This is a genomic window from Nonomuraea corallina, assembly GCF_027620315.1.
In the GTDB taxonomy this organism is placed as follows: Bacteria; Actinomycetota; Actinomycetes; order Streptosporangiales; family Streptosporangiaceae; genus Nonomuraea; species Nonomuraea corallina.
The window spans coordinates 1-26,739 of sequence record NZ_JAPNNL010000017.1; the positions used below are offsets into that span (position 1 = coordinate 1).

Genomic DNA, 26,739 nt, shown 5'->3' on the forward strand with positions numbered 1-26,739 from the left:
GTGAGGTACAGAACGAAGCCAAAAAGGGTCGAGAAGGCCTTCTCCGTCAACTTGCGAACGATTACGGAGTTTGGTACGCGGAAGCCTTGACCGTAATCCCACTCGACCACATCGAGGTTTTCCGCAAGGAATATGAGGGAGGATTTCCGAACTACAAGATCAAGCACTTTCTACAAGCCGGGATCGAGCTCAATAGCATGTTCGCGGAGTTGGCCGCACAGGGCACGATATCCAAATGGTTATACCCGGCCAAAAGCGCATTTCTTGCACCCCTGTCCGAGCAGAAGCAAATCCTACGGAACGTCGCGGCCCTCGCCGGTGGGCACCCCGGGGTCCTGGCCACACTTGATACCCTCGAAGACGTCTTCCGTAGACTTCCGACCGCGCTGGCCATTCTACGCCAGGACGTCCGCGGACGGCCAGGCATCGCGATCAACGACGAGTACGACCTGCAGAGAGTCGTGCACGCTGTTCTGTGTCTGCACTATCTCGACGTGCGCCCGGAAGAGTATGCCCCAAGCAGGGCAGGCGCTCATCCCCGCCTCGACTTCCTTCTCAAGGACGAGCGGATCGCCGTAGAAACAAAGATGACCCGAAGCAACCTGGGACCACGGCGACTTGGGGATGAGCTTGCGCAGGACATCCTGCGCTACAGGAAACACGACCATGCAGATGCATATTTCGCGCTCGTATATGATCCGGAGAAGCACATCATCAACGCGTCCGGCTTCGAACGAGACTTCCCCGCAGAAGCTGCGTTCCCGGTTCGAGTTGTGATCATCCAGTAGAAACCGAGACACCACTGCGAGCGGCTTCCAGTGGCTACGCACGGCTCGGAACCTCTGGAATGCATCCCCAGAGCAGGATGCTCATGCCACGGGCCGACGCCTACTCACCCAGGGCCGCCGTTCAGGCGCTGGCAGGAGAACCGGCTGAATTCTCCGCCACTGGATGGCGTCACAGTTCACTCACCGGCCGGCGCGATACCCACCGGACAGGAGACTCCGATACCACCGATGCCGCAATAGCCGTCAGGCACCTTGAATAGGTACTGCTCGTGGTAGCGCTGCAGTTCGGGCGATAGACGCAGACCCACGCCATCGAGAGGGGAAGCACCCGCTCACGGTCACGACCGGCGATGCCTTGACTTGAGATAGTCATCCACCCACTTCTTGCTACTGCGCCACAGACCGTCGTCCCCTTTGACCGCACGCAACCGTCCCCGCGCGGCAGCTACTCGAAGTGCGTTCTCGGTCACGCCAGGGGTCGCGAGTGCGGGTAGAGGGACGAGCTTGACAGGACCGGCCACCGCCGGCATGACGAAGCGGTACAGATTCGTCGTCACGCTACGGGCGATCAGCTCACCCAGCGGACCGAACTCGTCGCCGTCGGCTCGACGCATGGCTTGGAGGTACTTGTCGCGGTCACGTTTGTAGATGATCGCCGGAGGATACCCCGTTCGGCACAGCATCAAGTTGAGCACCAACCGGCCGGTACGTCCGTTGCCATCTAGAAATGGATGTATCTGTTCGAACCGGTTGTGCAGGCGGGCCAAACGTTCAGGAAGCGCCTCATCCGAATCGACACGAAGGGCGTCGACAGCCTTCACCCAGTCCCGCATCTGAGGGTCGACCTCCGGCCACGGCGGCGGCTTCATGCCTCCGGGAAACTTGGCGATCTCGTGCTGGCGGAAATTGCCTGGCTCTTCGGCAGCGGTCGCATGCGGGTGGGGTGCCACAGCCCAGGCCAGCGACATGGCTGAGTGGTGGATCTGCCGGATCTCCTGGAGAGTGATGAGTTCGCCGTTCTGCCAGTCTCCCGGCTCCAGCGCCTGCCCATATACCCACTTCGCCGCGTCGCCGTAGCCCTTCACTTCCATGTAATCGCTGAGCGGTTTGGCGCCGACGGCCCGCCCCTCTTCCAGGAGCTTCTCCACCTCCTGCAGAACAAGGGTGTTGCCTTCGATCGCGGTGCTGTTGTGGACCTCTTGATGCCAGATGTCGGACCAGATGTCCTCGGCCTCAGCGGGGGACGGAAGACCACCCAGACGGTCACGCAGTTCTCGAACGGCCTCCTCCAAGCGCTGATACACCGTTGCCCTGGACGGCCTGCCCGGACCTGACACCTGCACCCCCAAGATCTTGTTCGGCTCAGCCAGATTAACTGTACCGAACAAAATCGATGGTAGTTGTTCGGATCGGCAAGAATAAGTGAACCGAACAAGACTGCCGTTGATCAGGCATTCGGGTTGTGCACTCGAAGCGGCAGCCGGCTGCGCAGTGCCGCGGCCCAGCCGGTGGCGCGCAGGCCGAGCTCTTCCCGCCGCATAAGGAAGTTCGCATGCGGAGATCGCGACGCGCGGCCAAGAACACGGCTCGCGAGATCGACCTGCGCCACAGCGGGCCGGGCGAGTTCACGAGCGGGCGTGACGGCCTCCAACCGCCGCTGGGCGCCAGTGATGCTGGTCAGCGTGGCGGCCGTCGTCTCGTCCACATCCGGACGCTTGGGCAGAGCCACCCCCGCCAGCGCGGTCAACGCCACCGCCTTGCCGAAATCTCTGCGCTTCGTCGGATCGTCATCCCCTCGGGCTCCGAACCGGAGCAAGTGAAGCGGCACCCCGATCTGGATGGATATCTCCCGGACCTGGTCCACGGTGAGCGGCTGACGGCCACGCAACACCTTGGACACCCAGCTCTGGGAGTAGCCGACCGCCTCAGCCAACTGGCCCTGCGTCCAACCGTTCGCCCGCCGCACCTCTTCGAGGATGGTCGGTAGATCGCACTTGGCGAGAGCGGCGGCCACAACTGGCACGGACCAGAACTGCGGCGGTATCTGGGTCACAACGCTAGGTTAAGCCGCCGACCTCGACCGCACCGATATTCGTAACGGGAATAGCCGTACCACCAGCAGCACTAGGCCGTTCACCTGCGGTTTCGTGACAGCAACGCTCAGTACATGAACGCACTGCTGCTTCACCCCCTGGCCGCCGCACAACAACTGGCCGCCACCCTTGCGGAGGAGGGAATCACTGCCGACGTCCATCACGACTACGGCACGCCCATGGTGTCGGTCTGGGTCGGCCTGATCGTTTGGTGCGCGGACGGCACATACTGGTGGCGCACCGGCTGGAACCCACGCAGACACCGACCGATCTACGCAAGACACCCCTTCACCCAGCCGACCCGCGCCGCCCGCCGAGTCGCCCTCCGCTACACGCAACTGCGCATGTCGCATCCGCTCTCGCCACTGATCGCCGGAGCACAGCCGTGCCCCTGACCGTGCAGCAAGTGCTCAACAGATTCCCCGGCTGGCAGATCACCGACATGTCTGGAGGCTGGGTCGCCATGCGAGTCAACTTCATGCCCAAGATCAGCGGACTCTCCAATGTACGTTGCGGAGAAACGTTGGAGGAACTGGCCGGCAATCTACACGCCGAGATCAGGCTCCAGAGGTCACGGACACCTCTTGCGCGGGTCTGTCCAGTCTTCGGTGTAACTGATTTCTGATGGTTCTATCGGCGGGCGGCGGACAGGCGGCCTTCGAAGGCGATCTCGAAGGCGTTCAGAGCGGGCTTCCAGCGGGTGATCCAGCGTTTCTGGCCCGTGCCGGTGGGGTCGAGGCTCATGATCGCCAGGTAGACGCATTTGAGGGCGGCCTGCTCGTTGGGGAAGTGTCCGCGCGCGCGGACGGCCTTGCGGATGCGGGCATTGACGCTTTCGATGGCATTCGTACTGCACACGACGCGTCTGATCTCCGGGTCGAACTGCAGGAACGGCACGAACTCGGCCCAGCTGTTCTCCCACAGCTTGACGATCGCGGGATACCTGTCGCCCCATGCCTCGCAGAACTCCAGGAAGCGGTCCTCGGCCGCGTCGGCGGTGGGGGCGGTGTAGACCGGCTTGAGCGCCCTGGCGATGGCGTCCCAGTGCTGGCGGGCGGCGTAGCGGAAGCTACCGCGCAGCAGATGGATCACACACGTCTGGGTCAGCGCCCGCGGCCAGACCGTCTCGATCGCGTCCGGCAGGCCCTTCAGCCCGTCGCAGACGACCATGCACGCATCGGCCACGCCCCGATTCTTGATCTCGGTGAGCACCTGCAGCCAGTACTTGGCGCCCTCGCCGCCGTCGCCGGTCCACAGCCCCAGGATGTCGCGCTTACCCTCACAGGTGACGGCCAGGGCGACGTAGATGGGCCGGTTCGCGACATGCCCGTCGCGGATCTTCACGTTGATCGCGTCGATGAAGATCACCGGATAGACCGCATCCAGCGGCCGGTTCTGCCACTCGGTCATGCCCTCCATCACCCGGTCGGTGATCGCGGAGATCGTCTGCTTCGACACGTTCGCGCCGTATACCTCGGCCAGGTGCGCACTGATCTCGCCGTGGGTGAGCCCCTTGGCCGACAGCGACAGCACCATCTCATCGACCCCGGACAGGCGCCGCTGCCGCTTCTTGACCAGCTGCGGCTCGAAGCTGGCATCGCGGTCGCGGGGCACCGTGAGCTCGACCGGCCCGACCTCGGTGATCACCGTCTTGGCCCGCCGACCGTTACGCGAATTGCCCGAGTTGTCCCCGCTCGCATCGTGCTTGGCATAGCCCAGGTGGGCGTCCATCTCGCCCTCCAGCGCCGACTCCAGGAAAATCTTGGTCAGCTGCCGCAGCAGCCCGCCCTCACCGCTCAGCTCCAGACCCTGGCCACGCGCTTGATCGGCCAGCCGCCGCAGCAACTGCACATCCAACGCGCCGACCTCGCCAGCCGGTGCCGATCCGGCCGCCGGCTCGGCTGCCTCCTCGATCGTCATCTCATTCATCGGGGGTGTCTCCTTCCGGAGGAACATCAGTCCCTCACGTCTCCGGAGTTACACCGTTGATCGTATAGACCCCCGCCGGACTTGCGATGGCGTTCAAGCTGATCGAGTCCGCCCAGGCCCGCTGGCGCGCGGTCAACGCACCCCACCTCGTCGCCCTGGTCCGCGCCGGCGCGACATTCCTCGGCGGCAAACTCGTCGAACGCCCCGAAGAGACACCGGCTACCGAGGAGACTACGGCCGCCGCCTAAAGATCTTGATCCACAGGTATTGACGATTGCTCCGGGGAACGGCAGGCCCATGTGCTCCGCCCAGAGCACACAGACCTCGTCGAAAACCGCCGCCTTCACTCGCCAGCAGGCGCGACGCCCACCGGGCAAGCGACCCCGGTCCCTCCAATCCCGCAGTAGCCGTTTTTGTTGCGGTGGAGGTACTGCTGGTGATAATCCTCAGCAAAGTAGAACGGCTTCGCCTCGGCCAGCTCGGTCGTGATCTCCCCGTACCCCGCCTGGGTCAGGACCTTCGCGTAGGCGTCGCGCGATGTCTCCGCCGCCGCCCGCTGCTCGGGCGTGTGGTAGTAGATCGCCGAGCGGTACTGGGTGCCGACGTCGTTGCCCTGGCGCATGCCCTGGGTGGGGTCGTGGGCCTCCCAGAAGACCTTCAGGAGCTGCTCGTACGAGATCTCCGCGGGGTTGTGGACGACGCGGACCACCTCGGTGTGCCCGGTGCGCCCGGTGCAGACCTCTTCGTACGTCGGGTTGGGCGTGTAACCGCCCTGGTAGCCGGCGGCGGTGGTGTAGACGCCGGGGGTCTGCCAGAACTTGCGCTCGGCGCCCCAGAAGCAGCCGAGGCCGAAGTCGGCGACCTCGTAGCCTTCGGGGTAGGGCGGCGCGAGGGGGGCGTCCAGGACCGCGTGGCGGGGCGGGACGGGGATCGGCTCCGAGCGGCCGGTGAGGGCCTCCTCGGGAGTGACCATGGTCGTCTTCGTTCCGAACATCCAGCCCATCGCACACCTCCGCAGTCCCACTCTACAGACGGTGTAACCGTTAACAAACGCTACACATTTCCGTGAAGAAACCCGCATTTGTGTTTAAAGGTGGTCATGCCCGAAGATGGGTTTCATGCCTGAACTACGGCGCGGTGTTCTCTTCGGTGTGGCCGCGTATGTGATGTGGGGTCTGTTCCCTCTCTACTGGCCGCTGCTCAAGCCCGCCGGCGCGGTCGAGATCCTGGCCCACCGGATGGCCTGGTCGCTGATCACTGTCATCCTGGTGCTGGCCGTACGCAGGCACTGGTCGTGGATCAAGGAGATCGTGCGGCAGCCGCGCAAGCTCGGCCTGCTGGCCCTGGCCGCCGCGGTCATCACGGTCAACTGGGGGACCTACATCTACGCGGTCAACTCCGGTCACGTGGTGGAGAGCGCGCTGGGGTACTTCATCAACCCGCTGGTGAGCGTGCTGTTCGGGGTGGTGCTGCTGCGCGAGCGGCTGCGGCCGCTGCAGTGGACGGCGGTGGGGTTCGGCACGCTGGCCGTGATCGTGCTGACGGCCGACTACGGCCGGCCGCCGTATCTGGCGCTGGCGCTCGCCTTCTCGTTCGGCCTGTACGGGCTGATCAAGAAGCACGCGAACGTGGGCGCGGCCGAGAGCCTGACGGTGGAGACGCTGGTGCTGCTGGCTCCCGCGCTGGCGTACATCGGGTTCCTGCAGGTCAGCGGCGAGGCGACGTTCGGGCACCAGGGCGGCTGGCACGTGGCGCTGATGATCGGCGCCGGGGTGATCACGGCGGTGCCGCTGCTCTTCTTCACCGCCTCCGCCATCCGGGTCCCGCTCAGCACGATCGGGCTGTTGCAGTACATCGCGCCGGTGCTGCAGTTCCTCTGCGGCGTGCTGGTCGCGAAGGAGACCATGCCGCCGAGCCGGTGGATCGGCTTCTCGATCGTGTGGCTGGCGCTGGCGATCTTCACGTACGACAGCTTGCGGGCGGCGCGGGCCGCCCGCGTCGGCAGGTCAGCCCGACCGCTCGACCACGTAGTCACATAGCGTCAGGAACGCCGCCTTGGCCGGGATGTCCGGCAGGCCGTCGATGTCGGCCCTAGCCCGGTCGACCCAGGCGGCCAGGTCGCTCCGGGCCCGCAGCATCGCCGGGTGGGCGCGCAGCAGGGTCAGCGCCTCGTCGAGGTCCTCCTCCGCGACCGGCCCCGCGAGCAGCTTCGCCAGCCGCGACTCCGGGTCGCCTGACAGGACGTACAGCACCGGCAGGGTCCTGATGCCCTCACGCAGGTCGGTGCCGGGGGTCTTGCCCGACTGCCGGGAGGACGAGGCCACGTCCAGCAGGTCGTCGCCGAGCTGCCAGGCCACGCCGATCGCCTCACAGGCCCGGCTGAGCCGTTCCTCGACGTCGCCGGTCGCGCCCGACAGCAGCGCGCCGAAGCGGCCGGCCGCCGCGATCAGCGAGCCGGTCTTGTCGGCGAGCACGTGGATGTGGTGGGCGATGGGGTCGTCGTCGGCGCGCGGCCCGATCGTCTCGCGGATCTGCCCCCGCACCAGGCGGGAGAACGTCTGCGCCTGGATCCTGATCAGCTCCGGCCCGAGGTCGGCGAGCAGGGCGGAGGCCTGGGCGAAGAGGTAGTCGCCGGTGAGGATGGCCACGGTGTTGTCCCACCGGGCGTTGGCGGAGGCCGAGCCGCGGCGCACCCGGGCCTCGTCCATGACGTCGTCGTGGTACAGCGAGCCGAGGTGGGTCAGCTCGATGACCACGGCGCCGGGCACCACGCCCGGCGCCGACGGGTCGCCGAACTGCGCGGCCAGCAGCACCATCAGGGTGCGGAACCGCTTGCCGCCGGCCTCGATGAGGTGCTTGGACGCCTCCGTGACGAAGGCGTCCTCGCTCTCGACCGACGAGCGCAGCAGCTTCTCCACCGCGGCCAGGCCGTTGGCCACGTCCTGCGCCAGCCGCTCATCGTCGATAGGAAGGTCAACAACGGGAGGCGCGGACATATGGTTTCCCCTTATCTGACGAAAAGGCTGGAAGCAGCCGTGTTGGCGAGCTGGAGTACGGGCTCCGGGAACAACCCCACTCCTACCGTAACGAGCAGCGAGAGCGCGATGACGGCCACGGTCCCCGTACTCGGCACCGCGATCGTCGGTCCGTCCGCCACCGGCTCGCTGAAGAACATCAGCACGATCACGCGGACGTAGAAGAACGCCGCGATGGCCGAGGCGATGACGCCGACCACGACCAGTCCGGTCATCCAGGCGCCGAGCGCGTCGCCGGCCTCCCTGCCGCTGCCGATCGCCGCCGTGAACAGCGCGTACTTGCCGAAGAACCCGCTGGTGAGCGGGATGCCGGCGAAGGCGAGCAGGAAGAAGGCGAACACTCCGGACAGGATCGGGGCCCGCTTGCCCAGGCCGGCCCACCGGGAGAGGTGGTTGGCCTCGCCGCCGGCGTCGCGCACGAGCGTGACGACGGCGAACGCGCCCACGGTCGCGACGCCGTACACCAGCAGGTAGAACAGGATCGCCTGCAGCGAGACGACGTTGCCCGCCCCGGTGTCGTACGTCGCCAGCACGCCCACCAGCAGGAAGCCGGCGTGCGCGATGGAGGAGTAGGCCAGCATGCGCTTGATGTCGGTCTGCGTGATGGCGATCACGGCGCCGACGATCATCGTCAGCGCGGCGACGACCCACAGCACCGGGCGCCAGTCCCAGTCGAGGTTGCCCAGGCCGACCCAGAACACCCGCAGCAGCGCGCCCACGGCCGCCACCAGCGTGCCGGAGGCCATGAGGGCGGTGATCGGCGTGGGCGCGCCCTGGTAGACGTCCGGCTTCCAGGCCTGGAACGGCGCCGCGCCGATCTTGAACAGCAGGCCCACGCCGAGCAGCGAGGCCCCGAGCAGCAGCAGCGGGTCGAGCAGCGAGCCCTGAGCCAGCGCCTGGTTGATCCCGGCGAAGGACACCGTGCCGGCGTAGCCGTAGAGCATGGCGGCGCCGTACAGGAAGAACGCCGAGGAGAACGCGCCGAGCAGGAAGTACTTCATCGACGCCTCCTGCGACAGCAAGCGGCGCCGGCGGGCCAGGCCGCACAGCAGGTAGAGCGGCAGCGACATGACTTCCAGGCCGACGAACATCGTCAGCAGGTCGTTCGCGGCGGGGAACATGAGCATGCCGCCCACGGCGAACAGCACCAGCGGGTAGATCTCGGTGTGCTCGTGCCCCGCCTTCTCGGACGCCTCCTCGTCGGAGCTGCCGGGCACGGACGCGGCCGAGGCGACGAAGTGGCCCTCGTCGTTGATCAGCAGCACGCACACGGCGGACAGGACGAGGATGACGCCCCAGATGAACAGCGCGGGCCCGTCGACGGCGAGCGCGCCCATGGCGACCGGCCCGGTCTCCACGTCGCCCCTGACGACCTGCACGATGACCAGCGCGAACGCGCCGATCAGGGACAGCAGCGTGAGCGGCACCTGGAAGGAGCGGCGCAGGTAGCGAGGCGCGAACGCCTCCACGAGCACGCCGATGATCGCCGCGCCGAACACCAGCAGCAGCGGCGCCAGGGTCGCGTACTCGATCGTCGGCATCTCGATGGTCGGGTTCACTGCCCGGCTCCCTTCTCAGCGACGCCCGGGATGTCCACTTGGACGTTCGTCAGGGTGGAGGTGACGGCCGGGTTGATCACGTCAAGCAGCGGCTTGGGGAAGAACCCGAAGCCGATGATCAGCGCGACGAGCGGGGCCAGGACCCACACCTCGCGGGCGTTCAGGTCCTTGAACGCCTTGACCGGCTCGGCGGTCGGGCCGTTCATCGCCCGCTGCACCATCCACAGGATGTAGACGGCGGCCAGGATGACGGCCAGCGCGGAGACGATCGCCGCCGCGGCCAGCGCGCCGGAGCCGAACGCGTCGCTGGAGTACGTGCCGATCATCACCATGAACTCGCTGACGAACGACGACAGCCCCGGCAGCGAGAGCCCGGCCAGACCGGCGACCAGGAAGAAGCCGGCGAGCACCGGCGTGACCTTCTGGACGCCGCCGTAGTCGGCGATGTGCGGCGAGCCGCGCCTGGCGATGAGGAACCCGGCGGCCAGGAACAGCGCGCCGGTCGCGAAGCCGTGGTTGACCATGTAGAGAGCCGCCCCGGCCTGGGCGACCTGCGACATGGCGAACACGCCCATGACGATGAAGCCGAAGTGGGAGATCGACGTGTAGGCGATGAGCCGCTTCATGTCGGTCTGCCCGATGGCCACGATCGCGCCGTAGATGATGCTGATGACCGCGAGCACGATGATCGGCGTGGTGAACGCCTTGGCCGCGTCCGGGAACAGCTCCAGGCAGAAGCGGAGCATGCCGAACGTGCCCACCTTGTCGAGCACGCCGACGAGCAGCACGGCGGCCCCGGCGGGCGCCTGCGCGGCGGCGTCGGGCAGCCAGGTGTGCACCGGCCAGAGCGGCGCCTTGATGGCGAAGGCGATGAAGAACCCGGCGAACAGCCACTTCTGCGTGGCCGGGTCCTGGATGGCCCCGACGAGCTCGGGGAACATGAACGTCCCCTTGCCCGCGACCACGTACAGCCCGATGACCGCGACCAGCATGAGCAGGCCGCCGAAGAGCGAGTACAGCAGGAACTTGACGGCCGCGTAGGACCGCTGCGCGCCGCCGTACGACCCGATCATGAAGTACATCGGGATCAGCATGGCTTCGAAGAAGACGTAGAACAGGAAGACGTCGGTCGCCGCGAAGACGCCGATCATCATCGCTTCCAGCACGAGCAGCAGCGAGAAGTACGTCTTCACCGACCGCTTGGGCGCGATCACGGTGCCGTCGGCGGCCTTGACCCCGTCGGCGTCGTGCCAGGAGGCCAGCACCACGATCGGCACCAGCACCGCCGACAGCGCGATCAGCACCAGCGCGATGCCGTCGACGCCGACGCCGAAGTGCACCCCGAAGCTCGGGATCCAGTCGTACGTGGCCTCGAACTTGAAGCGGTCACCGGCGGCGTTCGGGAACTGGAACGCCATCACCAGCGTCAGGGCCAGCACCACCAGGGAGACCAGCAGCGTGACCTGCTTGGCCAGGGTGGTGCCGCCCTTCGGGAGCAGGGCCACCACGACGGCGCCCAGCACGGGCACCGCCATGAGTATTGGGAGCCAGAGTGACGACATCAGATGTTCCCAACGAGGAGCAGGGCGCCGGTCAGGATGGCGGCGCCGAACAGGATGGACAGCGCGTAGGTTCTGGCGAAGCCCGTCTGGAGCCTGCGCAGGCGCCCGGAGCTGCCGCCGATGCCCGCCGCCAGCCCGTTGACCACGCCGTCGATGCCGCGGTTGTCGAAGTACACCGCGAGACGGGTCAGCCACTGGCCGGGCCGCATGATCAGCGACTCGTTGAGGGCGTCACCGTACAGGTCGCGCCGGGCGAACGTGGTGAGGAACGAGCCGCGCGGCTGCACGGCGGGCACCTCGGCGCGCCCGTACTTGAACCAGGCGAACGCCGCGCCGACCGCGACCAGCGCCAGCGTGGAGAGGCCGGGGACGCTGAAGGGGTGGAAGCCCGGCAGCTCCGCGGGACGGCCGACGGCCGGGGCCAGCCACAGCAGGAGCGTGTTGCTCAGCACCAGGTAGCCGCCCAGGAAGATCGACCCGATCGACAGCACGATCAGCGGCACCGTCATGACGGCCGGCGACTCGTGCGGGTGGGCCTCCTTGTCCCAGCGCTTCTCGCCGAAGAAGGTCATGAAGACCATCCGCGACATGTAGAAGCCGGTGAGGCCCGCGCCGAGCACGGCCAGCCAGCCGAGGACCGGCTCGGCGTGGATCGCCGACTCGATGATGCCGTCCTTGGTGAAGTAACCGGACAGCAGCGGGAACCCGATGATCGCCAGGTAGCCGATGAAGAACGTGGCGAAGGTGATCGGCATGTACTTGCGGAGCCCGCCGTACTTGCGCATGTTCACCTCGTCGTTCATGGCGTGCATGACCGAGCCGGCGCCGAGGAACATGTCGGCCTTGAAGAAGCCGTGCGTGATCAGGTGGCCGATGGCGAAGGCGTAGCCCACCGGGCCGAGGCCCGCGCCCAGCATCATGTAGCCGATCTGCGACATCGTGGAGCCGGCGAGGCCCTTCTTGATGTCGTCCTTGGCGCAACCGATGATCGCACCGGCGAGCAGCGTGGCCGCGCCGACGATGGCGACGGCGAGCGCGGCGCCCGACCCCTCGGGGAAGAAGAACGCGCCGGAGCGGACCACCAGGTAGACGCCGGCGGTGACCATGGTCGCCGCGTGGATCAGGGCCGAGACCGGGGTCGGGCCCTCCATGGCGTCCAGGAGCCAGGACTGCAGCGGGAGCTGGGCGGACTTGCCGCACGCGCCGAGCAGCAGGAGCAGGCCGATGGCCAGCGTGGTCGGGTTCTCCGAGGTGATGGGCTTCAGCTCGGCGAAGGCGAGCGTGCCGAACGTGGTCCAGATCAGGAACATGCCGACCAGCAGGCCGAAGTCGCCGACCCGGTTGACCACGAACGCCTTCTTGGCCGCGACCGCCGCCGACGGCTTGAACTGCCAGAACCCGATCAGCAGGTAGGAGGCGAGACCGACGCCCTCCCAGCCGATGAACAGGGCGAGGTAGTTGTCGGCCAGGACCAGCAGGAGCATGGCCGCGACGAACAGGTTCAGGTAGGCGAAGAACCTGCGCCGGTCGGGGTCGTGCGCCATGTAGCCGATCGAGTAGATGTGGATCAGCGATCCGACACCGGTGATCAGCAGCGCGAACGCGATCGACAGGGGGTCGACGAGCAACCCCATGTCCACCATGCCCGGGATGAACTCCCACAGGTGCACCGCCTGGCGGCGCTGCGCCTCGGGCAGCCCGAGCAGTTGGACGAACGCCAGCACCGCCACGACGAACGAGGCGAGGGACATGGCCACGCCCAGCAGATGGCCCCACCGGTTGGTGTAGCGGTTGAACACCAGCAGGATGGTCGCCCCCAGCAGCGGGAAGGCGATCATCAGCCAGGACATTCCGATCACGCCACCGGCGGTGTGCTGGATGATCTCAACGGGATCCACCAGTCACCTCTTAGTACTTCAGCAGGTTGGCGTCGTCGACGGACGCGGACCTGCGGGTTCGGAAGATCGTCACGATGATGGCCAGGCCGACCACGACCTCGGCCGCGGCCACCACCATCACGAAGAACGCGATGATCTGGCCTTCCAGGTTGCCGACTTGCCTGGCGAACGTGACGAAGGCGAGGTTGCAGGCGTTGAGCATGAGCTCGACGCACATGAACACCACGATCGCGTTGCGCCGGATCAGCACGCCGACCGCGCCGATCGCGAACAGCAGGCCGGACAGGATGAGGTACTGCGTGGTCACTCGGACTCCTCCTCGGCCCGGGCCCGGATGGCCTCGGCGAACTTGGGATCCGAGGGCAGCCGGTCCTGCTCGACGTCATAGCGCGCGATGTAGGGGTTGACCGACTCCTCGGACACCGACCCGTCCGGGAGCAGCGCCGGCATGTCGACCGCGTTGCCCCTGGCGTACGTGCCGGGCCCCGGCAGCGGCGTCGGCCGGTCGCTGAGGAACCGCGCCCGGGACAGGTCCTTCTGCGTGGCCTTCTTGGCGACCCGCTCGCGGTGCGCCAGCACCATCGCGGCGAGCGCGGCGGTGATGAGCAGCGCCGAGGTGACCTCGAAGGCGAACACGTACTTGGTGAACAGCAGCAGCGCGATCGAGCGGACGTAGCCGCCGCCCTGCGCGGTGGCCGCGGCGAGCCCCGCCTGCGAGCCGAAGGTCGCGTTGCCGACGGCCAGCACGATCAGCGAGGCGAAGCCGATCCCGGCGATGACCGCCCAGAACCGCTGCCCGCGCAACGTCTCGACCAGCGAGTCGGAGCTGTCGACGCCGACCAGCATGAGCACGAACAGGAACAGCATCATGACGGCGCCGGTGTAGACGATGATCTGCACCGCCGCCAGGAAGGGCGCTTCCTGGACCGCGTACAGGACCGCCAGGCAGAGCATCACGGTGCCGAGCATCAGCGCCGAGTAGACGGCCTTCCTGTTGAAGACCATGCCGAGCGCGGCGCCGACGGACACGACGGCGAGCACCCAGAACGTGATGGTCTCACCCATTGGTCCGTCCCAGCCGGTAGTAGTCCTCTTCGGTCTCGCCCAGGCGCATGGGGTGCGGCGGCTGCTCCATGCCCTGCGTGAGCGGGGCCAGGAGCATCTCCTTGGTGAAGATCAGCGCCTCACGACTGCTGTCGGCGAGCTCGTACTCGTTGGTCATCGTGAGCGCCCGCGTCGGGCACGCCTCGATGCACAGCCCGCACAGGATGCAGCGCAGGTAGTTGATCTGGTAGGTGCGCCCGTAACGCTCGCCCGGAGAATAGCGCTCCTCCTCGGTGTTGTCCGCGCCTTCGACGTAGATCGCGTCGGCCGGACACGCCCAGGCGCACAGCTCGCACCCCACGCACTTCTCCAGGCCGTCGGGCCAGCGGTTGAGCTGGTGGCGACCGTGGAAGCGCGGAGCCGTCGGCTTCTTGACCTCCGGGTAGTTGGTCGTGACGGGCTTCTTGAACATCGTGTGGAAGGTGACCCCGAAGCCCTTGACGGGGTTCAGCCAATCAGTTAGTCCCACTGGGAATCTCCTTGTGCTGCGCCCCGTGGTAGTGCGGCAGGTCGAGCGGCGGCACAGGGAAGCCACCGGCTGCCGGCTCCTTGGACAGCGTCTCGAACTCGGCTTCGACCTCCGCCTTCGTGGCCTCCTTGCGCCGCTGGTTGACGGTGTCGAACCGCATCCAGATCGCCATCGCGCCGATCACGACGATCGCGCCGAGGCCGGCGGCGATGTAGAGGTCGCCCTCGAAGGTGCCGTTGTTGACGAAGATCACGTTGCGCACGGCGGCGACGAGGAGGATCCAGGCCAGGTTGACCGGGATCAGCACCTTCCAGCCCAGCGACATCAGCTGGTCGTAGCGGACGCGCGGCAGCGAGGCCCGCACCCACACGATGAAGCAGAACGTGAGCACGAACTTGATGAGGAACCACAGCACCGGCCACCAGCCCGCGTTGGCGCCCTCCCACAGCGAGATGGGGAACGGCGCCCGCCAGCCGCCGAGGAACAGCGTCACGGCGATGCCGGAGGCGGTGAAGGTGTGGACGTACTCGCCCATCATGATCAGCGCGAACTTCAGCGAGGAGGAGTACTCCGTCTGGAAGCCGCCGACCAGCTCGCCCTCGCCCTCGGGCAGGTCGAACGGGATGCGGGCCGCCTCGCCGAACATGCAGATCACGTAGACCAGGAACGACGGGATGAGCAGCACGGCGTACCAGGTCTGCTGCTGCGCCGCGACGATCTCCGAGGTGGACAGCGTCCCGGCGAACAGGAAGATGGCCACGAACGACAGGCCCATCGCGATCTCGTACGAGACCACCTGGGCCGCCGAGCGCAGGCCGCCGAGCAGCGCGTACGGCGAGCGCGAGGACCAGCCGGCGAGCACCACGCCGTAGACGGACACGGCGCCCATGGCGAGCATGAACAGCACCGCCACCGGCAGGTCGACCAGCTGCAGCGGCGTCTGCACGCCGAACAGGTTGACCATCGGCCCGAACGGGATGATGGAGAAGGCCAGGAAGGCCGGCACCACCATGATGATCGGGGCCAGCAGGTAGAGCACCTTGTCCACGGTCCGCGGGAACAGGTCCTCCTTCAGCCCCATCTTCAGGCCGTCGGCGACGGACTGCAGGATGCCGAACTTTCCCGCCCGGTTCGGGCCGTAGCGGTGCTGCATCCTGGCGATCAGCTTCCGCTCGAACCAGACGCCGAGCAGGATGCCCACCATGATGAAGGCGAAGAGCATCACGGCCTTGATGATGATGATCCAGAGCGGGTCCTTGCCGAAGTCGGCGAGGGTCGGATCGGCCGCGAGAACGAGGGTCATGAGGCGCTCCCGATCGTGACGATGTCGCCGGCCACCGCGCCCAGGTCGCGGGTGACCGAGCAGCCGCCCGAGTTCGACGGCACCCAGACCACGCGGTCCGGCAGGTCGGCGATGCGGACGGGCAACGTGACGGCGTTGGGGCCGCGGCCCCCGACGACGAGCTTGTCACCGTCGGCGACGCCGATCTCCGCCGCCGTGCTCGCCGAGACCAGCGCCTCTGGCGCGCGGGCGGTGCCGGCGAGGTACGGCTCGCCGTCCTGGAGCCGGCCGTCGTCGAGCAGCAGGTGCCAGGTCGCCAGCAGGGCCTCGCCGGCGCCGGGCACGGGCCTGGCCCGGGTGGCGACGGACGGGGCGGCGACACGGCCGCCGCGCCAGGCGCCGATGGACGTCAGCTCCCGGCGCGCGGCCTGCGCGTCGGGCAGTCCCAGGTGGACGTCCATCCGGTCGGCCAGGTTGCCGATCACGGCCAGGTCGCTCTGCAGGCCGGGCACCTTGAGCGGCGCGCCGAACGAGCGGCCCCTGCCCTCCCAGTTGACGAACGTGCCGCCCTTCTCCTGGACGGTGGCGACCGGCAGCACCACGTCGGCCCGGTCGGTGACCGCGCTGGCGCGGGTCTCCAGGCTGACGATGAACGGCATCCGCTCCAGCGCCTCCAGCGCCAGCGCCGGATCGGGCAGGTCGTACGGGTCGACTCCGGCCACCACCAGCGCGTCGAGCTCGCCCTCCAGGGCGGCGGCGAGGATGCCCGCGGTGTCGAGGCCCGGCTCGGCCGGCAGCGAGGCGACGCCCCACACGCGGGCGACCTCGGCCCTGGCGGCCTCGTCCTCGACCGGCCGGCCGATCGGCAGCAGGTTGGGCAGCGCGCCCGCCTCGACGGCGCCGCGCTCACCGGCCCGGCGCGGGATCCAGGCGACCCTGGCGCCGGAGGAGGCCAGCCGCACCAGCGCGGACAGCGCGCCGGGGACCGTGGCCAGCCGCTCGCCGGCCAGCACGATCGTGCCGGGGGCCAGCGTGGCGGCCAGTTCGCCGAGCGCGTCGGCCTCGCCGCCGGGGGCGGTGCGGATGAGCGTGCCGCCCATCTTGGCCAGGCTCTTGGTGGCGAACGGGGCGATCGAGGTGACCTGGAGCCCGCGCTTGCGCCACGCCTTGCGCAGGCGCAGGAAGACGATCGGCGACTCCTCCTCGGGCTCGAACCCGGCGAGCACCACGGCGGGAGCGCTCTCCAGGTCGGCGTAGGAGATCTCGATGCCCGTGCCGGCGACCGCGTGCGCGAGGAAGCTCGCCTCCTCGGCGGAGTGCGGCCGGGCGCGGAAGTCGATGTCGTTGCTGCCGAGCGCGATGCGGGTGAACTTGGCGTAGGCGTAGGCGTCCTCGACCGTGAGCCGGCCGCCGATCAGCACGCCGGCCTTGCCGCGGGCGGCCGTCAGGCCCTGCGCGGCCACGCTCAGCGCCTCCGGCCACGAGGCGGGCACGAGCACGCCGTCCTCGTCGCGGACCAGCGGCGTCCTGAGCCGGTCGGGCTGGGTGGCGTAGGTGAACGCCCAGCGGCCCTTGTCGCAGTTCCACTCCTCGTTGACCTGCGGGTCGTTGCCCGCCAGGCGGCGGGTGACCCGGCCGCGCCGGTGGTCGGTGCGCTGGGCGCAGCCGGAGGCGCAGTGCTCGCACGCGCTGGGCGTGGAGACCAGGTCGAACGGGCGGGCCCGGAACCGGTAGGCGGCGCCGGTCAGCGCGCCCACCGGGCAGATCTGCACCGTGTTGCCGGAGAAGTAGGACTGGAACGGCTCGCCGTCGGCGACGCCGACCTGCTCCTTGGCGCCCCGCTCGAAGAAGTCGATGAACGGGTCGCCGGCGATCTGGTCGGAGAAGCGGATGCAGCGCGCGCACTGGACGCAGCGCTCGCGGTCGAGCAGCACCTGCGTGGACAGGGGCAGCGGCTTGGGGAAGGTCCGCTTGCGCTCCTGGAAGCGGGACTCGCCCTGGCCGTTGGACATGGCCTGGTTCTGCAGCGGGCACTCGCCGCCCTTGTCGCACGTCGGGCAGTCGAGCGGGTGGTTGATGAGCAGGAACTCCATCGCCCCGCGCTGCGCCTTCTCGGCGACCGCCGAGGTGAGCTGCGTCTGCACGACCATGCCCTGGGCGACCTCGATCGCGCACGACGGCTGCGGCTTGGGAAAGCCGCGGCCGTTGCCCGCGTCGGGGATGTCGACCAGGCACTGGCGGCAGTTGGCCGCCGGGTCGAGCAGCGGGTGGTCGCAGAACCTGGGGATCTGGATGCCCAGCAGCTCGGCCGCCCGGATGATCAGCGTGCCCTTCGGGACGCTGATCTGGAACCCGTCGATCGTGCAGGTCACCAGGTTCGTCTCTACAGCGGTTGTGGTCACCGGTCACCCCACACAGTGGACTTTTTCGGGTCGAACGGGCAGCCGCCGACCTCGAAGTGCTTGAGGTACTCCTCGCGGAAGTACTTCACAGACGAGTGGATCGGGCTGGTCGCGCCGTCGCCGAGGGCGCAGAAGGAGCGGCCGAGGATGTTGTCCGCGATGTCGGTGATCGTGGACAGGTCCTCCTCGGTGCCCTGGCCGGCCTCCAGGCGCTTGAGCACCTGCTTGAGCCAGTAGGTGCCCTCGCGGCACGGCGTGCACTTGCCGCACGACTCGTGGGCGTAGAACTCGGTCCAGCGCAGCACGGTGCGGACCACGCAGGTGGTCTCGTCGAAGATCTGCAGCGCTCGGGTGCCGAGCATGGAGCCCTTCGCGCCGACGGCCTCGAAGTCGAGCGGGACGTCGAGGTGCTCGTCGGTGAAGATGGGCGTGGACGAGCCGCCCGGGGTCCAGAACTTGATCTGGTGCCCCTCGCGGACGCCGCCCGCCATGTCGAGCAGCTCGCGCAGCGTGATGCCGAGCGGGGCCTCGTACTGGCCGGGCCGCGTGACGTGGCCGCTCAGCGAGAAGATGCCGAAGCCCTTGGACTTCTCGGTGCCCATCCCGGCGAACCAGTCGGCGCCGTTGGCGATGATGCTGGGAACACTCGCCACAGACTCCACGTTGTTCACAACAGTAGGCGAGGCGTACAGGCCCGCCACGGCCGGGAACGGAGGCTTGAGCCGCGGTTGACCCCTGAAGCCCTCCAGCGAGTCGAGCAGCGCGGTCTCCTCGCCGCAGATGTAGGCGCCCGCCCCGCTGTGCACGACGAGCTCCAGGTCGTAGCCGGAGCCGAAGATGTCGGTGCCGAGATAGCCCTTCTCGTACGCCTCGCGCACGGCCGCGTGCAGCCGCCGGATGACGTGCAGCACCTCCCCGCGCACGTAGATGAAGGCGTGGTTGGCCCGGATCGCGTACGAGGTGATGATGACGCCCTCGACCAGCGAGTGCGGGTTGGCCATCATCAGCGGGATGTCCTTGCAGGTGCCCGGCTCCGACTCGTCGGCGTTGACGACGAGGTAGTGCGGCTTGCCGTCACCCTGGGGGATGAACCCCCACTTCATGCCGGTGGGGAAGCCCGCGCCGCCGCGGCCGCGCAGTCCGGAGTCCTTGACGGCCTGGATGACCGCGTCGGGGTCCATGCCCAGCGCCTTCTTGGCCGCCTCGTACGGGCCGTAGCCGTCGATGGTGAAGGAGTCGGGCCTGTCCCAGCTCGCGGTCAGAACCGGAGTAAGGGTAGTGCTCATGCCTCTGGGGCCTTCCATCCGTTGGCCTTGGCGACCTTGAGCCCTTCGAGCGAGGCGCCGGCGGCCGAGGGGCCTTCACCGGCCAGGTCGTCGGGCAGCCCGGCCAGCACGCGCGAGGCCTCCTTGAACGTGCACAGGCGCTTCGGCCCGCGGGTCGGCCGCACGTCCTTGCCGTCGCGCAGGTCGTCGACGAGCTGCTTGGCCGACTCGGGCGTCTGGTTGTCGAAGAACTCCCAGTTGACCATCATGACCGGGGCGAAGTCGCAGGCCGCGTTGCACTCCAGGCGCTCCAGCGAGACCTTCCCGTCAGGGGTGGTCTCGTCGTGGCCGACGCCGGTGTGCTGCGACAGCTCCTCCCAGATCTCGTCGCCGCCCATGACCGCGCACAGCGCGTTGATGCACACGCCGACGTGGTAGTCGCCGGCGGGCTTGCGCTTGTACATCGTGTAGAACGTCGACACGCCGACGACCTCGGCCTTGCTGAGGCCGAGCATCTCCGCGCAGAACTCGTGGCCGTCGTCGGAGACGTAGCCGTCCTCCGACTGCACGAGGTGGAGCAGCGGCAGCAGGGCCGAGCGCGACTTCGGGTAGCGGCCGATGATCTCCTTGGCGTCCCTTTCCAGACGCTCCCGGACTTCCGGTGCGTAGCTCACCGGTCCACACCTCCCATGACGGGGTCGATAGATGCCACCGCGGCGATCACGTCGGCGACCTGCCCGCCCTCCGCCATGGCGGGGACGGCCTGCAGGTTGTTGAAGGACGGCTCGCGGAAGTGGACGCGGTAGGGGCGGGTGCCGCCGTCGCTGACGACGACCGCGCCGAGCTCGCCCTTGGGCGACTCGATCGGCGCGTACGCCTGCCCGGCCGGCACCCGGAAGCCCTCGGTCACCAGCTTGAAGTGGTGGATGAGGGCCTCCATGGAGCTGCCCATGATGTGCGCGATGTGGTCGGGGGAGTTGCCGAGCCCGTCGGGGCCGAGCGCGAGCTGCGCCGGCCAGCCGATCTTCTTGTCCTCGATCATCACCGGGTCGCCCTTGAGCGGACCGGCGATGCGGTCCAGGGCCTGCTCGATGATCTTGAGGGACTCCTCCATCTCCTTCATGCGGACCAGGTAGCGGGAGTAGACGTCGCAGCCCCGCTCGACCGCGACGTCGAACTCGTACGTCTCGTAGCCGCAGTAGGGCTGCGACTTGCGCAGGTCCCACGGCAGGCCGGCGGCCCGCAGGATCGGCCCGGTGACGCCGAGCGCCATGCAGCCGGTCACGTCGAGGTAGGCCACGTCGCGCGTGCGGCGGACGTACACAGGGTTCTCGTCGAGGAGCTTGCGGATGCCGTGGATCCGCTTGGGCATCTCCTTGAGGAACTCGCCGACCTTGTCGACCGCGCCCGCGGGCAGGTCGACGCTCACGCCGCCGGGCCGCACGTAGGCGTGGTTCATGCGCAGGCCGGTGATGTACTCGAACAGGTCCATGACCATCTCGCGGTCACGGTAGCCGAACAGGAACGGCGTGGTGGCGCCCAGCTCCATGCCGAACGTGCCCATCGCGACCAGGTGGGAGGAGATCCGGTTGAGCTCCATCATCATCACGCGGATCGCCTGGGCCCGGTCGGGCACCCGGTCCTCGATGCCCAGCAGCTTCTCGACGCTCAGGCAGTAGGCCGTCTCGTTGAAGATCGGCGACAGGTAGTCCATGCGAGTGACGAACGTGGTCCCCTGGGTCCACGTGCGGTACTCCATGTTCTTCTCGATGCCGGTGTGGAGGTAGCCGATGACGCTGCGCGCCTCGGTGACCGTCTCACCGTCGAGGGTGAGGACCAGACGGAGCACGCCGTGGGTCGACGGGTGCTGCGGGCCCATGTTGACGACCAGGCGCTCGTCGTCGCCCTCGCGGACGCCGGTGACGACCTCGTCCCAGTCGCCGCCGGTGACCGAGTAGACCTTGCCTTCTGTCGCCTCGTCATAAGCGGTGCTCATGAGTAGCTCCTCCTGTGATCCGGCGAGGGGATCGTCGCGCCGCGGTACTCGACCGGGATGCCGCCCAGCGGGTAGTCCTTGCGCTGCGGGTGGCCGTCCCAGTCGTCGGGCATCATGATGCGGGTCAGCGCGGGGTGACCGTCGTAGACGATGCCGAAGAAGTCGTACGCCTCGCGCTCGTGCCAGTCGTGCGCCGGGTAGACGCCGACGGTCGACGGGATGTGCGGGTCGGCGTCGGGGCAGCTCGTCTCGACGCGCACCCGGCGGTTGTAGGTCAGGGAGCACAGGTGGATGAGCGAGTGCAGCTCCTCGCCCTCCAGGTGCGGGTAGTGCACGCCGCTGACGCCGAGCGACAGCTCGAAGCGGAGCGCCGGGTCGTCGCGGAGCTTCTGGCAGACCTCGACCAGCCGCTCCCGCTTGACGTGCAGGGTCAGCTCGCCGCGGTCGACGACCACGCGCTCGACGGCGTCGTCCATGGCGAGGGCGTCGACGATCTCGTCGAAGTAGCCGCCGTACGGGCGCGGCGTGGAGAGCTGCGGCGGACGGCGGACGACCAGCCCGCCGAAGCCGGAGGTGTCGCCGGAGTCGTGCGTCCCGAACATGCCGTGCCTGATCACCGGCGCCTCGACCGGCTGCGGCGTCCGCGCCTCCTCGGGCACGTCGGCGTCGGGGACCTCGGGAAGGTTGTCGGGCGAGGTCACTTGGTCGCCCCCTGGTCGATCAGCGGCAGCGTACGCAGCGCCCGCAGTTCGAGCTCGTCGATCTGCTTCGCGCGGTGCGCGCCGAACTTCATGTTCTGGATCTTGTCGTGCAGCTTGACGATCGCGTCGATGAGCATCTCCGGGCGCGGCGGGCAGCCGGGCAGGTAGATGTCGACCGGCACGACGTGGTCGACGCCCTGGACGATCGCGTAGTTGTTGAACATGCCGCCGCTGGAGGCGCACACGCCCATCGCGATGACCCACTTGGGCTCGGCCATCTGGTCGTAGATCTGGCGCAGCACCGGCGCCATCTTCTGCGACACCCGGCCGGCGACGATCATCAGGTCGGCCTGCCGGGGAGACGCCGAAGCGCGCTCCATGCCGAAGCGCGCGAGGTCGTAGTGGGAGGCGCCGGTGGCCATCAGCTCGATGGCGCAGCAGGCGAGGCCGAACGTGGCCGGCCACACCGAGTTCTTACGGGCCCAGCCGGCGGCCTGCTCGACCGTGCTGAGGATGAACCCGCTGGGGAGTTTCTCTTCGAGTCCCATGTCAGTCCCACTCCAGACCCTTGCGGCGCCATACGTACGCGTAGGCGACCAGGACGGTGACGATGAACAGCAGCATCTCCACGAGCGCGAACACGCCCAGGCCCGAGGCGATCACCTGTCCGGCGTCGTTGGTGAGCGGCGCGAAGGAGACCGCCCACGGGTAGAGGAAAATGATCTCGATGTCGAAGACGATGAAGAGCATCGCCGTGACCATGTATTTCAGCGGGAACCGTCCGCCACCGACTGGCTGGGGCGTCGGCTCGATGCCGCATTCGTACGCGTCGAGCTTGGCGCGGTTCCAGCGCTTGGGACCGGTGAAGGGAGCGATGGCGACCGAGAAGATCGCGAAGCCCCCCGCGAGAACGGCGAGCACCAGGATGGGCACGTACAGGTCCATCGCTACGCCTCCTCTTGCGCCGCCGCGCTCCCGGGCGCGTGGCGAGATCTATGGGTTTGCCGGGTGATGGTGGGAATCATGCTCGTGGCGCGACCTTCGAGAGTGCGTTGATGATGGTGTCTGACGCATCGCCTCGCCGGTCGGTGAGATTACCAAGGAGTTTGAGCGCGAAGCGCATCAGCCTGGGGTGGGGAAGTCCGTGCCTGGTGGCGAAGCTCATCACGCCCGGCTTCCCGATCGCCTCGACGAACACCCTGCCCAGGGTGAAGTAGCCGCCGTAGGCGTCCTTCAGCACGCGCGGATAGTCGCGCAGGGCGCGTTCGCGCTGGGCGGCGGTGGTGCGGGGGGAGAGCGCCCTGGCGATCACCTCGGCGGCGATCTCGCCGGTCTCCATCGCGTAGGCGATGCCCTCGCCGTTGAACGGGTTGATCGCGCCGCCGGAGTCGCCGACCAGGACGAGGCCGCGGGTGTAGTGAGGCTGCCGGTTGAAGGCCATGGGGAGGGCGGCGCCGCGGATCGGGGCCGTCATGTTGTCCTCGGTGAAGCCCCACTCGGCGGGCATGGCCCGGCACCACCGCTTGAGCAGCTCGCGGTAGTCGATGTTGCCGAAGTGGGCGCTGGTGTTGAGCAGCCCCAGGCCGACGTTGGCGGTGCCGTCGCCGACGCCGAACACCCAGCCGTAGCCGGGCAGCAGCGTCTCCTCGTCCCACAGCTCCAGCCAGGTCTCGAGGTAGTCGTCGTCGTGGCGAGGGCTCTCGAAGTAGGTGCGCACCGCCACGCCCATCGGGCGGTCCTCGCGCTTGTGAAGCCCCATGCCGAGGGCCAGGCGGGTGCTGTTGCCGTCGGCGGCCACCACCAGGCGGGCGCGGTGGACCGTGCCGTCCTTGGTGGTCACGCCGGTGACGTGGCCGCTGCGGTCGTCGAGGACCGGGCCCGTGACGGTGACGCCCTCCATCAGGCGCGCGCCGGCCTTGACCGCGTGGGCGGCGAGGATCTGGTCGAAGTCCTGGCGGGTGCGGACGAGACCGAAGTCGGGGAAGCGCTCCAGCCGGGGCCAGTCGAGCTCGAACCGCAGGCCGCCGCCGACCACGCGCAGGCCCTTGTTGCGCACCCAGCCGGGGGTGTCGACGTCGACGCCCATGTTGAGCAGCTGCTTCACGGCGCGCGGGGTCAGGCCGTCGCCGCACACCTTCTCCCTGGGGAACCGGGTCTTCTCCAGCACGAGGACGTCGAGCCCGGCCCTGGCGAGATAGAAGGCGGTCGCGGAACCGGCGGGACCGGCGCCGACGACGATGACGTCGGCGTCAGCCTTGCGGGCTGCTGGCACGGTCACGGGCCTGGTCCTGTCCTACACGGGGTGTTTTCCGAGGTGGTCCTTTGTGAACCTCTTCACAAACTTTCCGGCCCGTCAGTCTAACCCTTTTCCAGGACATAGTGGCAGCCGGGGGGCCGTCATGCCCCAGTAGATCATGCCCGCGGTCACTCTTTCGAGACGGGCGGCTTGAAGCCCCGGTGAACGGCCACGATGCCGCAGGTCAGGTTGCGCCAGGCGACGCGCTGCCAGCCGGCATCTTGAATCGTACGCGCCAGCGTCCGCTGGTCGGGCCAGTCCCTGATCGACTCCGCGAGATACTCGTACGAGTCGTCGTTGGAGCCGAAGACCCGGGCGACCTTCGGCAGCAGCCGCATCAGATACTCGCGATAGACGCGGTCCAGCGAAGGCGCGGTCACGTGGGAGAACTCCAGGACCACCAGCCGCCCGCCGGGCCTGGTCACCCTGAGCATCTCGCGCAGCGCCTGCCCGGTGTCGTGCACGTTGCGCAGCGCGACCGAGATCGTCACCGCGTCGAAAACGCCGTCGGCGAAGGGCAGCCGCAGCGCGTCGCCCGCGATGAACGGGATGCCGCCGCCCGTCAGCCCGTTGCCGCCGCGGCGGCGCACCCCCACCTGGAGCATGCCGAGCGAGAAGTCGGAGGCGATCGCCCGCGCGCCCAGCTCGGTGAAGGACTCGGTGGACGTGCCGGTGCCGGCCCCGAGGTCGAGGACGAGCTCGCCGGGACCCGCGTCGACGGCGCGGGCCACGGCCTTGCGCCACAGTCTGACCTGCCCGAGGGAGATCACGTCGTTGACCAGGTCGTAGCGCCGGGCGGTGCGGTCGAACATCGCCGCGACCTCGTCCGGCTTCTTGTCAAGCTGCGCGCGCGTCATGTCCCCAAGCCTAGGGCCATCCCGACAAGTGACGGAAAGTAGCCGCGAGACTACCTAATGTCTGCTATGAATTGTCGAATGCTTGCCCGAGTCGCCCTGGCGGCGATCATCGCCTCGGCCCCCACCGCGCATTCCGGCGTGGTCTCGGCCGACCCTGTCGACAGCACCCCTCACGTACTGGACGGCATCGTCAACGCCATCACCGTGATCGGCGACACCGTCGTCGTCGGCGGCTCCTTCAGCGAGGTGGCCGACGCTTCCAGGACCGTCAGGTACGCCCGCGCCAACCTGTTCGCCTACGAACTCAAGACCGGCCGGGTGCTGACCCGCTTCTCCCCCGACGTCCGCGGAACGGTCCACAGCCTCGCTCCCGGCCCGGACGCCACGGTCTACGTCGGCGGCGACTTCTCCGCCGTCGGCTTCACCCCGGCCCGCGCCCTGGCCCGCGTCGAGCTGGCCACCGGACAGGCCGTGCGCTCCTTCTCGCCCGGCGTGTCCGGCGGCGCCGTCGCCACGCTCGCCCGCAGGGGCTCCCACCTCTACGTGGGCGGCGACTTCACCAGCCCGCGCGTCGCCCTGGCCCGGCTCGACGCGGTCACCGGCGCGGCGGACGCCGACTTCCGCGTCGTCCCCGCCAGGCCGCTCACCCGGAAGGTGCGGGTGCACGCGCTCGCCGTGGCCGGCGACCGGCTCGTGCTCGACGGCAGCTTCACCACCCTCAACGGCCGCTCCCGGCCGCAGGTCGGCGTCGTGGACGTGAGCCGCCCGGTCGCCGCCGTCGCCCCCTGGCGCACCGGCGTCTACGCGGCCGAGTGCAAGGACGTGTTCCCCTCGTACGTGCGAGGGCTCGACATCTCGCCGGACGGCCGCTACTTCGTGGTGGTGACCACCGGCGGGCCGCGCCGCGGCATGTGCGACACCGCCGCCCGGTTCGAGACGTACGCGAGCGGCGAGGACATCGAGCCCACCTGGGTCAACCACACCGGCGGCGACTCGCTCTACTCGGTCGCGGTCACCGGCGCCGCCGTGTACGTGGGCGGTCACCTGCGCTGGCTGCACAATCCGCGAGGCCGCGACTCCGCTGGTCCGGGGGCCGTGGCGCGCGAGGGCATCGCGGCCATTCATCCGCGTACGGGAAAGGCCCTGAGTTGGAATCCGGGACGGGAGCGCGGCATCGGCGTGAAGGCGTTTTTCACGCATAGCAGCGGACTACTTGTCGGTAGTGACACAACGAGACTCGGGCGGGAGTACCATGCCCGGATTGGCATGTTCCCGCTGCCCTAGTCGTCCTGCGGCTTGGGACGGTCCAGCCTGTCGGTGAGGCGGGCGCTCATCGCGTCCCGCTGCTTGGACAGCAGGACCAAACTGGCGAATCCACTGACCAGGAACGCCCCTCCGATCAGCAGCACGGGGTGTTCCAGCCCGGTCAGCCACAACACGCCGAGGGCAATGATGAACAGGCCGATCCGCGACGCGGTGTAAACGAGAACGGGATGCACGAGG

Annotated in this window: 26 protein-coding genes and 1 pseudogene; 5 read left to right on the top strand and 22 right to left on the bottom strand. The window is 68.3% G+C overall.

The window, feature by feature from the left end; all coding sequences use genetic code 11:
* The coding region (locus OUY22_RS06855; RefSeq protein ID WP_270153941.1) for a PD-(D/E)XK nuclease domain-containing protein at window positions 1-788 on the top strand (788 nt) is incomplete at its 5' end.
* Between the two features lie 338 nt (window positions 789-1,126).
* Here the strand turns inward: OUY22_RS06855 and OUY22_RS06865 are convergent.
* Entirely contained in the window at window positions 1,127-2,080 is a 954-nt protein-coding gene (locus OUY22_RS06865; protein ID WP_270153942.1) for a Fic family protein, read from the bottom strand.
* A gap of 155 nt (window positions 2,081-2,235) precedes the next feature.
* The gene (locus OUY22_RS06870) at window positions 2,236-2,841 is read right to left on the bottom strand and encodes a helix-turn-helix domain-containing protein (protein ID WP_270153943.1); all 606 of its coding nucleotides are present in this window, start codon (window positions 2,839-2,841) and stop codon (window positions 2,236-2,238) included.
* Window positions 2,842-2,955: 114 nt separating this feature from the next.
* Between OUY22_RS06870 and OUY22_RS06875 the strand changes: the two genes are divergently transcribed.
* Complete coding sequence (locus tag OUY22_RS06875) at window positions 2,956-3,276, top strand: hypothetical protein (protein ID WP_270153944.1); 321 nt, start codon at window positions 2,956-2,958, stop codon at window positions 3,274-3,276.
* A gap of 235 nt (window positions 3,277-3,511) precedes the next feature.
* On the opposite strand, the gene OUY22_RS06880 is transcribed toward OUY22_RS06875, so the two are convergent.
* The gene (locus OUY22_RS06880) at window positions 3,512-4,738 is read right to left on the bottom strand and encodes an IS256 family transposase (RefSeq protein ID WP_270154001.1); all 1,227 of its coding nucleotides are present in this window, start codon (window positions 4,736-4,738) and stop codon (window positions 3,512-3,514) included.
* Between the two features lie 146 nt (window positions 4,739-4,884).
* On the opposite strand from OUY22_RS06880, the pseudogene OUY22_RS06885 reads away from it, so the two are divergent.
* Window positions 4,885-5,058 (top strand): annotated as a pseudogene (locus OUY22_RS06885) (IS256 family transposase); the annotation flags it as partial.
* A 95-nt stretch (window positions 5,059-5,153) separates the two neighbouring features.
* Here OUY22_RS06885 and msrA read toward each other — a convergent pair.
* A complete protein-coding gene (gene msrA / locus OUY22_RS06890) occupies window positions 5,154-5,804 on the bottom strand; it encodes a peptide-methionine (S)-S-oxide reductase MsrA (RefSeq protein WP_270153945.1) in 651 nt (216 codons plus the stop codon).
* A gap of 157 nt (window positions 5,805-5,961) precedes the next feature.
* Here msrA and rarD point away from each other — a divergent pair, with 157 nt between their 5' ends.
* Window positions 5,962-6,849, top strand: a complete 888-nt coding sequence (rarD, locus tag OUY22_RS06895; RefSeq protein WP_408638117.1) for an EamA family transporter RarD — start codon at window positions 5,962-5,964, stop codon at window positions 6,847-6,849.
* Here rarD and OUY22_RS06900 read toward each other — a convergent pair.
* From OUY22_RS06900 to OUY22_RS06980, 17 genes are all read right to left on the bottom strand, one after another.
* The gene (locus tag OUY22_RS06900) at window positions 6,817-7,806 is read right to left on the bottom strand and encodes a polyprenyl synthetase family protein (RefSeq protein ID WP_270153947.1); all 990 of its coding nucleotides are present in this window, start codon (window positions 7,804-7,806) and stop codon (window positions 6,817-6,819) included. The two genes, rarD and OUY22_RS06900, sit on opposite strands and share 33 nt — an antisense overlap.
* A gap of 11 nt (window positions 7,807-7,817) precedes the next feature.
* On the bottom strand, window positions 7,818-9,386 hold the full coding sequence (nuoN, locus tag OUY22_RS06905) for an NADH-quinone oxidoreductase subunit NuoN (RefSeq protein ID WP_270154002.1): 1,569 nt from the start codon (window positions 9,384-9,386) through the stop codon (window positions 7,818-7,820).
* A gap of 14 nt (window positions 9,387-9,400) precedes the next feature.
* Window positions 9,401-10,966: an NADH-quinone oxidoreductase subunit M gene (locus tag OUY22_RS06910; RefSeq protein ID WP_270153948.1), complete on the bottom strand. Its 1,566-nt coding sequence runs from the start codon at window positions 10,964-10,966 to the stop codon at window positions 9,401-9,403.
* The gene (nuoL, locus tag OUY22_RS06915; protein ID WP_270154003.1) at window positions 10,966-12,816 is read right to left on the bottom strand and encodes an NADH-quinone oxidoreductase subunit L; all 1,851 of its coding nucleotides are present in this window, start codon (window positions 12,814-12,816) and stop codon (window positions 10,966-10,968) included. Before nuoL ends, OUY22_RS06910 begins: the two co-directional genes overlap by 1 nt.
* Window positions 12,817-12,874: 58 nt before the next feature.
* Window positions 12,875-13,171 (bottom strand): NADH-quinone oxidoreductase subunit NuoK, encoded by a 297-nt coding sequence (gene nuoK, locus OUY22_RS06920; RefSeq protein WP_270153949.1) that lies wholly within the window; start codon window positions 13,169-13,171, stop codon window positions 12,875-12,877.
* Window positions 13,168-13,929 (bottom strand): NADH-quinone oxidoreductase subunit J, encoded by a 762-nt coding sequence (locus tag OUY22_RS06925; protein ID WP_270153950.1) that lies wholly within the window; start codon window positions 13,927-13,929, stop codon window positions 13,168-13,170. Before OUY22_RS06925 ends, nuoK begins: the two co-directional genes overlap by 4 nt.
* Window positions 13,922-14,437, bottom strand: coding sequence for an NADH-quinone oxidoreductase subunit NuoI (nuoI, locus tag OUY22_RS06930; protein WP_270153951.1), 516 nt, complete (start codon window positions 14,435-14,437; stop codon window positions 13,922-13,924). The genes OUY22_RS06925 and nuoI overlap by 8 nt, the downstream gene beginning before the upstream one ends.
* Complete coding sequence (gene nuoH, locus OUY22_RS06935) at window positions 14,424-15,740, bottom strand: NADH-quinone oxidoreductase subunit NuoH (RefSeq protein ID WP_270153952.1); 1,317 nt, start codon at window positions 15,738-15,740, stop codon at window positions 14,424-14,426. The genes nuoI and nuoH overlap by 14 nt, the downstream gene beginning before the upstream one ends.
* Entirely contained in the window at window positions 15,737-18,121 is a 2,385-nt protein-coding gene (locus tag OUY22_RS06940; RefSeq protein WP_270153953.1) for an NADH-quinone oxidoreductase subunit G, read from the bottom strand. Before OUY22_RS06940 ends, nuoH begins: the two co-directional genes overlap by 4 nt.
* A complete protein-coding gene (gene nuoF / locus OUY22_RS06945; protein WP_270153954.1) occupies window positions 18,118-19,407 on the bottom strand; it encodes an NADH-quinone oxidoreductase subunit NuoF in 1,290 nt (429 codons plus the stop codon). The genes OUY22_RS06940 and nuoF overlap by 4 nt, the downstream gene beginning before the upstream one ends.
* A complete protein-coding gene (gene nuoE, locus OUY22_RS06950; RefSeq protein WP_270153955.1) occupies window positions 19,404-20,060 on the bottom strand; it encodes an NADH-quinone oxidoreductase subunit NuoE in 657 nt (218 codons plus the stop codon). Before nuoE ends, nuoF begins: the two co-directional genes overlap by 4 nt.
* Window positions 20,057-21,382, bottom strand: coding sequence for an NADH-quinone oxidoreductase subunit D (locus OUY22_RS06955; RefSeq protein ID WP_270153956.1), 1,326 nt, complete (start codon window positions 21,380-21,382; stop codon window positions 20,057-20,059). Before OUY22_RS06955 ends, nuoE begins: the two co-directional genes overlap by 4 nt.
* A complete protein-coding gene (locus tag OUY22_RS06960; protein ID WP_270153957.1) occupies window positions 21,379-22,083 on the bottom strand; it encodes an NADH-quinone oxidoreductase subunit C in 705 nt (234 codons plus the stop codon). Before OUY22_RS06960 ends, OUY22_RS06955 begins: the two co-directional genes overlap by 4 nt.
* Window positions 22,080-22,631, bottom strand: coding sequence for a NuoB/complex I 20 kDa subunit family protein (locus OUY22_RS06965; protein WP_270153958.1), 552 nt, complete (start codon window positions 22,629-22,631; stop codon window positions 22,080-22,082). The genes OUY22_RS06960 and OUY22_RS06965 overlap by 4 nt, the downstream gene beginning before the upstream one ends.
* Window position 22,632: 1 nt before the next feature.
* Window positions 22,633-23,028, bottom strand: coding sequence for an NADH-quinone oxidoreductase subunit A (locus OUY22_RS06970; RefSeq protein ID WP_148036370.1), 396 nt, complete (start codon window positions 23,026-23,028; stop codon window positions 22,633-22,635).
* A gap of 76 nt (window positions 23,029-23,104) precedes the next feature.
* Window positions 23,105-24,361: a geranylgeranyl reductase family protein gene (locus OUY22_RS06975; protein WP_270153959.1), complete on the bottom strand. Its 1,257-nt coding sequence runs from the start codon at window positions 24,359-24,361 to the stop codon at window positions 23,105-23,107.
* A 146-nt stretch (window positions 24,362-24,507) separates the two neighbouring features.
* Window positions 24,508-25,236, bottom strand: a complete 729-nt coding sequence (locus OUY22_RS06980) for a demethylmenaquinone methyltransferase (protein ID WP_270153960.1) — start codon at window positions 25,234-25,236, stop codon at window positions 24,508-24,510.
* 78 nt (window positions 25,237-25,314) lie between these two features.
* Here OUY22_RS06980 and OUY22_RS06985 point away from each other — a divergent pair, with 78 nt between their 5' ends.
* A complete protein-coding gene (locus OUY22_RS06985; RefSeq protein WP_270153961.1) occupies window positions 25,315-26,520 on the top strand; it encodes a hypothetical protein in 1,206 nt (401 codons plus the stop codon).
* Here the strand turns inward: OUY22_RS06985 and OUY22_RS06990 are convergent.
* Window positions 26,517-26,735, bottom strand: coding sequence for a DUF4229 domain-containing protein (locus tag OUY22_RS06990; protein ID WP_270153962.1), 219 nt, complete (start codon window positions 26,733-26,735; stop codon window positions 26,517-26,519). The two genes, OUY22_RS06985 and OUY22_RS06990, sit on opposite strands and share 4 nt — an antisense overlap.
* Window positions 26,736-26,739: the final 4 nt, after the last annotated feature.